The organism is Siccirubricoccus soli (assembly GCF_024178315.1).
Lineage (GTDB): Bacteria > Pseudomonadota > Alphaproteobacteria > Acetobacterales > Acetobacteraceae > Siccirubricoccus > Siccirubricoccus soli.
In genome coordinates this window covers 1-6565 of the sequence record NZ_JAMZIK010000087.1, presented here as the reverse complement: position 1 = coordinate 6565, position 6565 = coordinate 1, and the positions used below count along the sequence as shown (strand labels likewise).

The following is a 6565-nucleotide window of genomic DNA, read 5'->3' as shown; positions in this document are numbered from 1 at the left end:
ATGCGAGGACGCTGATCGAGGGCGTCTCCACGCAAATCCGCCTCACCGAGCAGATCATCCTCCAGGAAGCCGGCGCCGCCCTGGTGAGTGGCTAGAGCAGATCGCCGTAGGGTGGCATCGCCCGAAGGCGTGAATCTGCTCTGCAAACAAAGGTGTAGAGCGCTTTCGGTGAATGCATGTGAACCGAGAATGCTCTACGCCCATTCATTGAAGGCTGCCGCCCGCAGTCCTTTCGCGGCTTTGCCGCGGAAGGTTGTGCGAGGTGTCGGGATGCCGCTGAATCCTGTGGCCCCGCACAGTCGCGCGGGGCAGCCCAAGGCCCCGCGCCAGCTCAGGCGTCGATATGCGCCGTCGCCTGAACCGCCGGGCGGGCGGTGAAGCCGGCCTGGAAATCCGCCAGCCGTGGATGCGCGGTGCGCCAATTCTCCTCCGGCCAGCGGAAATCCAGATAGGCCAGCGCCGCGCCGATCGAGATCTGGCCGATGCCATAGGGCTCCGTCGCCAGCGCCTCGGCCTCCGCCTCCAGCGCCTGCAGGCTGGCCGCCAGCTTCCAGCCGAAGCCCTCCAGCGCCCCCGCCGCCGGGTGCGGCCGCGCCAGCTCCCCGCGCCAGGTCACCAGCATGTCCATCAGCCCGGTCCCCAGCGCCTGGCGCCGCAGCGCGGTGAAGCGCGCCGGGCCGGCGGCCGGGAAGAGCTTCGGCCCCTGGCCAATACCGTCGAAATACTCGCAGATGACGGAGGAGTCATACAGCGCCCCGCCATCCTCCAGCACCAGGGTGGGGATCTTGCCGAGCGGGTTCACCGGCAGCAGCTCCCGCCCTGCTTTCATCGTGGAGACGACGATCGGGCGCTTTTCGATCCGCTCGGCCAGGCCGTGCTCATGCGCCACCACCATCACCTTGCGGACGAAGGGCGAGCGCGAGGACCAGTAGAGCTGCAAAGTATTCCTCCCAGGAGGTAGGTCACGGGCGGGGACCGCCCCGGGCAGAGGACGCCATCCCGGCGCCCTTGCCAAGCCCGGCGGGCCGCTTCCCGGGGCCGAGGCGTGACCAGGCGGGGCTTTCGTCGTGTCAGCGCCAGCCCAGCCCCGACAGCGGCGCCTCCGCCCCGGCCCGGCGGATATTGGTCCAGAGCCGGCAATCCACGGCCTGCCAGCCCGGCGCCGGCGGCTCCGCCCCCGCCATGGGCGGGCAGCGGCCGGAGGTGGTCAGCAGCTCCGCCATGGCCGCGACCCGCAGCGCCCGGCTCCGCGCCGGGGTCTCCCAACGCTCCCAGCGCACCAGGCCCAGGTCCCGGACGAACCAGAACCGCTCCAGATGGTCCGCGGCGGCGAGGCTGGCCCCGCCATAATGCTCGGAGAGCAGCGCCTCCGCCGGCACGCGCTGCGGTGCCCCACCGGCCTCCCGCCAGGGCAGTTCCAGCCGCAGCAAGCGCCAGCGCGTCAGGCTGGGGCCCAGCGCCGCCGGGCAGGCCTCCGGCGCCGCGCTGATGCCGAGCCGCACCACGCGCTGCTGCCAGCCCTCCTGCAACGGCGGCAGGGCGAGGAGCCAGCCGGGATCCGGCTCCCCGCGCAGGGCGGGCCGGCCGCAGCGCGGGCCCTGGAACCATTGCCGCCCGCCGCTGCCATCCTCGGTCAGCGCCACCCAGGCGCCGCCGGGGCCGAGGATCACCGCCTGGCCGCCATCGCCGGGGTCGAGTCGGGCGAAGGCGCGGGTGGCATCGGCGAAGTCGAAGCTTTGCAGCGCCGCTGGCCGGCCGCGCAGGCGGCCGAGCAGCGAATCGGAGGCCTGGTAGCCATGCGGCCAGGCGGCGGCTTCGTAAGCAGCCGGCCAGTCATGCTTGCGATAGGGCAGGGGCTGGCCCGCGGCCAGGGGCAGCTTCCGGTCGCAGCCCGGCTCGAAGGGCAGAGTACCCGGGCGCAGGCGGCCTGCCGCATCGGCGCAGCCGGCCTGCACGAAGAACGGGGTGAGGTCCTGCGCGGGCGACGGCACGGCGCCGAGCAGAAGCAGCAGAAACACCAAAGGCCGCATCACGCGGGGGTAAACCCGCGTTGCGGCATCCGGTCTCCAGTTCAGCAGAAATCCCCAGGGTCGGGCGGCCAGGGCCCGGCGCGAAGGGGGGCGGGGCTCAGAAGCCCTCGCGCTCCAGCCGCTTGCGCTCCACCTTGCGGGCGCGGCGGACGGCCTCGGCGGCCTCGCGGGCGCGGCGCTCGGACGGCTTCTCATAGTGCCGGCGGAGCTTCATCTCGCGGAACACGCCTTCGCGCTGCAGCTTCTTCTTGAGCGCCTTCAGCGCCTGGTCAATGTTGTTGTCACGGACGACGACTTGCACGCGGCGGCAACTCCTTCGCGGTTGGAGGCAGTTGGGATACAACGACGAACGCCACGGCAGGCAGCGAGTTCACCCCCGGGGCCTGGAACCCGGACCATGGTCCGAACGCCAACCCCGAAGGCCACCAGCCTGACGCGGATGTTGTTGCATAGCATGGCGGCATGGCGGGGCGAAAGCCCCTCCCGCCTGCCTCCTCCGCACCCTACTTCTGGCGGCGCGCAAGGCCGGAGGAGGCAGGCATGGCCATATTGAAGATCGCCCGGATGGGGCATCCCGTGCTGCTGCAACGGGCCGAGCCGGTGGCGGACCCGATGGCGCCGGAGATCCAGCGGCTGATCGCCGACATGGCGGAGACCATGCTGGATGCGGGCGGCCTCGGCCTGGCCGCGCCGCAGGTGCATGTGCCGCTGCGCCTCTTCGTCTATCGCAACGATGCCCAGGTCGCCGCCCTCATCAACCCGGAGCTGATGGCCATGGGGGAGGAGACGGAGAGCGGCTGGGAGGGCTGCCTCTCCATCCCCGGCATGCGCGGCTGCGTCACCCGGCCGAAGCGCATCGCCTGGCGCGGGGTGGACGCCGCCGGCGAGAAGGTGGGGGGCGAGGCGGAAGGGCTGCTCGCCCGCGTCATGCAGCATGAGACGGATCATCTGGACGGGGTGCTCTACCCGATGCGCATGGAGGATTTTTCCCTCTTCGGCTTCACCGAGGAGCTGGCGCGCGCCGCCGGCAGCGTGGCGCGATGACCGAGCGCAGCCCGGAGCGGGTGGCGGCGATCCGCGCCCTGCTGCCGATCGCCGCCGGGCGCGGCTGGAACTGGGGCAGCCTGCGCGCCGCCATGCTGGCCGCGGGCCAGGACCCGGCGCTGGCTGAAAGCCTCTTCCCCCGCGGCCCGGTGGGGGCGGTGGAGGCCTGGCTGGACCTGCTGAACCAGGAGATGGAGGCGGCGGCCGTGGCGGAGGACATCCCCCGGCTGCGGGTGCCGGCGCGCATCCGCCGGCTGGTGGCGTGGCGCCTGACGGTGCTGGCACCGCACAAGCAGGCGCTGCGCCGGGCCATGGCGTTGCTGGCGCTGCCCTGGAATGCCGGGGTGGCGCTGCGGGCGAGTGCGGCCACGGCGGATGCCATGTGGCATGCGGCGGGCGACGCCTCGGCGGATTTCTCCTGGTACACGCGGCGGGCGACGCTCGCCGCGCTCTATGCCGCGACCATTGCCTATTGGCTGCGGGACGATTCGACGGAGACGCGCGAGGCGCTGGCCTTCTTCGACCGCAGGCTGGCGGAGCAGGCGCGGCTGGGCCGGGCGATCCGGCGGGTGCGGCCGAGGGCGGCGTAGGCGCTACCCCGGACTCCGCAGGGGCTCCGCCTGCACCCGCCGGGGACCGGACCGGTCCCCGGACCCCGGTCTGAGTTTCGGGCCCGAGGTTTGAACCGGCAATCCTCGGCGGAGGCACAGGATCGCGGGCACCGCTCGCGGCGGGTCTCCCGCCCGGGGGCCGGGCGAACCCCAATGGACCTCCCCGCACTTGCATCCCCCGCCCCCCGCTGCCACACACCCCCCGCCGTCACGCGAAGCCCCATGACCGATCCTGCCTCCCCCTCAGCCCCGCCCGCCGGGCTGCTGCCCGCCGGCCTGATGGACCTGCTGCCGCCCGAGGCGGAGCGGGAAGCATCCCTGGTCGAGGCGCTGATGGCCGGCTTCGCCAGCCATGGCTATGAGCGGGTGAAGCCCCCCCTGCTGGAATTCGAGGACAGCCTCCTCGCCGGCTCCGGCGCCGCCGTCGCCGAGCAGACCTTCCGGCTGATGGACCCGGTCAGTCAGCGCATGATGGGGCTGCGCGCCGACACCACCCCGCAGGTCGCCCGCATCGCCGCCACGCGCCTCGGCCTGGAGGCACGGCCGCTGCGGCTTTGCTATGCCGGCCAGGTGCTGCGCGTCCGCGGCAGCCAGCTTGCGCCCGAGCGGCAGATGCCGCAGGCGGGGATCGAGCTGATCGGCAGCGCCTCCCCCGAGGCAGATGCCGAGGTGGCGGCGGTGGCCGCCGCGGCGCTGGCCGCGGTCGGCGTCGCGCCCATCTCCCTCGACATCACCCTGCCCACCATGACGCCGACCCTGCTGGAGGGCTCCGGCCTGCCGGTGGAGCGGCGCCAGGCCCTGGCGCATGCGCTGGACCGCAAGGATGCCGCCATGGTCGCCGCCCTCTCGGCCGAGGCGGGGGCGTTGGCCGAGTGCCTGCCCTCGCTCCTCGCCGCGGCCGGCCCGGCGGATGCGGCGCTGGCGGCGCTGGCCGCCGCCCCGCTGCCCCAGGCGGCGCGGGAGATCGCCGACAATGCCGCCGCCGTCATCGCCGCCATCCGGGCCCGCGCGCCCGGGCTGCGCCTGACCCTGGACCCGGCCGAATTCCGCGGCTTCCGCTACCATGTCGGCGTCGCCTTCACCCTCTACGGCCCTGGCCGCAGCGGGGAGCTGGCGCGGGGCGGCCGCTACCTCTCCCTGAACGACGAGCCGGCGACGGGCATGACGCTCTACCCGGATGCAGTGCTGCGCGCCGCCCCGCCGGCGGCGCCGCGCCCGCGGCTCTTCCTGCCGCAGGGCACGCCGGAAGCGGTGGCGGCGGGCTTCCGGGCCCAGGGCTTCGCCACCATCGCGGCGCTCTCGCCCACGGATGCGCCGCGGGCGCTCCGCTGCACGCATATCCTGCGGGACGGCCAGGCCGTGCCGCTGCCGAAGGAGTAGGCGCATGGCCAATGTTGCCGTGATCGGCGCCCAATGGGGCGATGAGGGCAAGGGCAAGGTGGTGGACTGGCTTGCCAGCCGGGCCGACATCGTCGTGCGCTTCCAGGGCGGCCACAATGCCGGCCATACGCTGGTCGTCGGCGACCAGACCTACAAGCTCTCCCTGCTGCCCTCCGGCGTGGTGCGCGGCAAGCTCGGCATCATCGGCAATGGCGTGGTGCTGGACCCGGAAGCGCTGCTCTCGGAGATCGGGAAGGTCACGGCGCAGGGGCTGAAGGTCTCCCCCAAGAATCTGCGCATCGCCGAGAACGTGCCGCTCATCCTGCCGCTGCACCCGGCGCTGGACAAGGCGCGCGAGGCGGCGCGCGGCGGCGACAAGATCGGCACCACCGGGCGCGGCATCGGCCCGGCCTATGAGGACAAGGTCGGCCGCCGCTCTATCCGGCTCTGCGACCTCGCGGAGCCGACGACGCTGTCGAAGAAGCTCGACGAGCTGCTGCTGCACCACAATTCCCTGCTGAAGGGCCTCGGTGCGCCGCTGTTCGAGAAGCAGGCGCTGCTCGAGCAGCTGCTGGGCTGGGCGCCGAAGCTGCTGCCCTACGCCGAGGCGGCGTGGGAGCGGCTGGAGACGGCCCGCCATGCCGGCGAGCGCGTGCTGTTCGAGGGCGCGCAGGCGGTGATGCTGGATGTGGATCACGGCACCTACCCCTATGTCACCTCCTCCAACACCGTCGCCGGCAACGCCGCGGCGGGCGCGGGCATCGGCCCGGATGTGGTCGGCATGGTGCTCGGCATCGCCAAGGCCTACAGCACGCGCGTCGGCAGCGGGCCCTTCCCGACCGAGCTGACGGATGAGATCGGCCGCGGCCTCGGCGAGCGCGGCCGGGAATTCGGCACGGTGACCGGCCGGCCGCGGCGCTGCGGCTGGTTCGATGCGTGCTTGGTGCGCCAGGCGGTGAAGATCGGCGGCATCCATGGCCTTGCGCTCACCAAGCTCGATGTGCTGGACGGGCTGACCGAGCTGAAGATCAACACCGGCTACCGCATCGGCGGCCAGACCTTCCGCCGCCTGCCCTCGGCCTTCGAGGCGCAGGCCGCGGCCGAGCCGATCTATGAAACGCTGGAGGGCTGGACGACCTCCACCCGCGGCGCGCGCAGCTATGCGGAGCTGCCGGCGGCGGCGGTGAAGTATGTCCGCCGGATCGAGGAGCTGGTGGAGGCGCCGGTGGTGCTGCTGAGCACCAGCCCGGATCGGGACGACACGATCACGCTGCGCGATCCCTTCGCCGGGTAGGGGGCGGGACCCGCCTCTTCGCAGGCTGCTGCCGGCCGGCATTGCCGGACGGCGCCGCTCTCGGCGCCTGAGCCACCGCCATAGAGCAGACCGCCGTAGGGCGGCATCGCCCGAGGACTTGAATCTGCTCTGCAAACAAGGGCGTAGAGCGTTTTCGGTGAACGCATGTGAACCGAAAGTGCTCTAGTGTCCTGATTTCGAAGTCG

General features: G+C 72.7%; 7 protein-coding genes. 4 read left to right on the top strand and 3 right to left on the bottom strand.

The window, feature by feature from the left end; genetic code table 11:
- Nucleotides 1-331: 331 nt before the first annotated feature.
- The 3 genes from NJ376_RS14355 to rpsU all read right to left on the bottom strand — a co-directional run bounded on the left by NJ376_RS14355 (nucleotide 332) and on the right by rpsU (nucleotide 2331).
- A complete protein-coding gene (locus tag NJ376_RS14355) occupies nucleotides 332-940 on the bottom strand; it encodes a glutathione S-transferase (RefSeq protein WP_252953964.1) in 609 nt (202 codons plus the stop codon).
- A 130-nt stretch (nucleotides 941-1070) separates the two neighbouring features.
- A complete protein-coding gene (locus NJ376_RS14350; RefSeq protein WP_252953963.1) occupies nucleotides 1071-2018 on the bottom strand; it encodes a hypothetical protein in 948 nt (315 codons plus the stop codon).
- Between the two features lie 109 nt (nucleotides 2019-2127).
- Nucleotides 2128-2331, bottom strand: coding sequence for a 30S ribosomal protein S21 (rpsU, locus tag NJ376_RS14345; RefSeq protein WP_007006360.1), 204 nt, complete (start codon nucleotides 2329-2331; stop codon nucleotides 2128-2130).
- A gap of 239 nt (nucleotides 2332-2570) precedes the next feature.
- Here rpsU and def point away from each other — a divergent pair, with 239 nt between their 5' ends.
- From def to NJ376_RS14325, 4 genes are all read left to right on the top strand, one after another.
- On the top strand, nucleotides 2571-3074 hold the full coding sequence (gene def / locus NJ376_RS14340; RefSeq protein WP_252953962.1) for a peptide deformylase: 504 nt from the start codon (nucleotides 2571-2573) through the stop codon (nucleotides 3072-3074).
- Nucleotides 3071-3664 carry a COQ9 family protein gene (locus NJ376_RS14335; RefSeq protein ID WP_252953961.1) on the top strand — a complete coding sequence of 198 codons (594 nt, stop codon included), beginning with the start codon at nucleotides 3071-3073 and terminating at the stop codon, nucleotides 3662-3664. Before def ends, NJ376_RS14335 begins: the two co-directional genes overlap by 4 nt.
- Before the next feature lie 243 nt (nucleotides 3665-3907).
- Nucleotides 3908-5065: an ATP phosphoribosyltransferase regulatory subunit gene (locus NJ376_RS14330; protein WP_252953960.1), complete on the top strand. Its 1158-nt coding sequence runs from the start codon at nucleotides 3908-3910 to the stop codon at nucleotides 5063-5065.
- A gap of 4 nt (nucleotides 5066-5069) precedes the next feature.
- The gene (locus NJ376_RS14325) at nucleotides 5070-6359 is read left to right on the top strand and encodes an adenylosuccinate synthase (RefSeq protein ID WP_252953959.1); all 1290 of its coding nucleotides are present in this window, start codon (nucleotides 5070-5072) and stop codon (nucleotides 6357-6359) included.
- The last annotated feature ends 206 nt before the right edge of the window (nucleotides 6360-6565 follow it).

Excerpts from the sequence above, each read along its gene's own strand:
- def (WP_252953962.1), top strand. The coding sequence starts at position 2,571 with ATGGCCATATTGAAGATCGCCCGGATGGGGCATCCCGTGCTGCTGCAA.
- NJ376_RS14335 (WP_252953961.1), top strand. The coding sequence starts at position 3,071 with ATGACCGAGCGCAGCCCGGAGCGGGTGGCGGCGATCCGCGCCCTGCTG.
- NJ376_RS14330 (WP_252953960.1), top strand. The coding sequence starts at position 3,908 with ATGACCGATCCTGCCTCCCCCTCAGCCCCGCCCGCCGGGCTGCTGCCC.
- NJ376_RS14325 (WP_252953959.1), top strand. The coding sequence starts at position 5,070 with ATGGCCAATGTTGCCGTGATCGGCGCCCAATGGGGCGATGAGGGCAAG.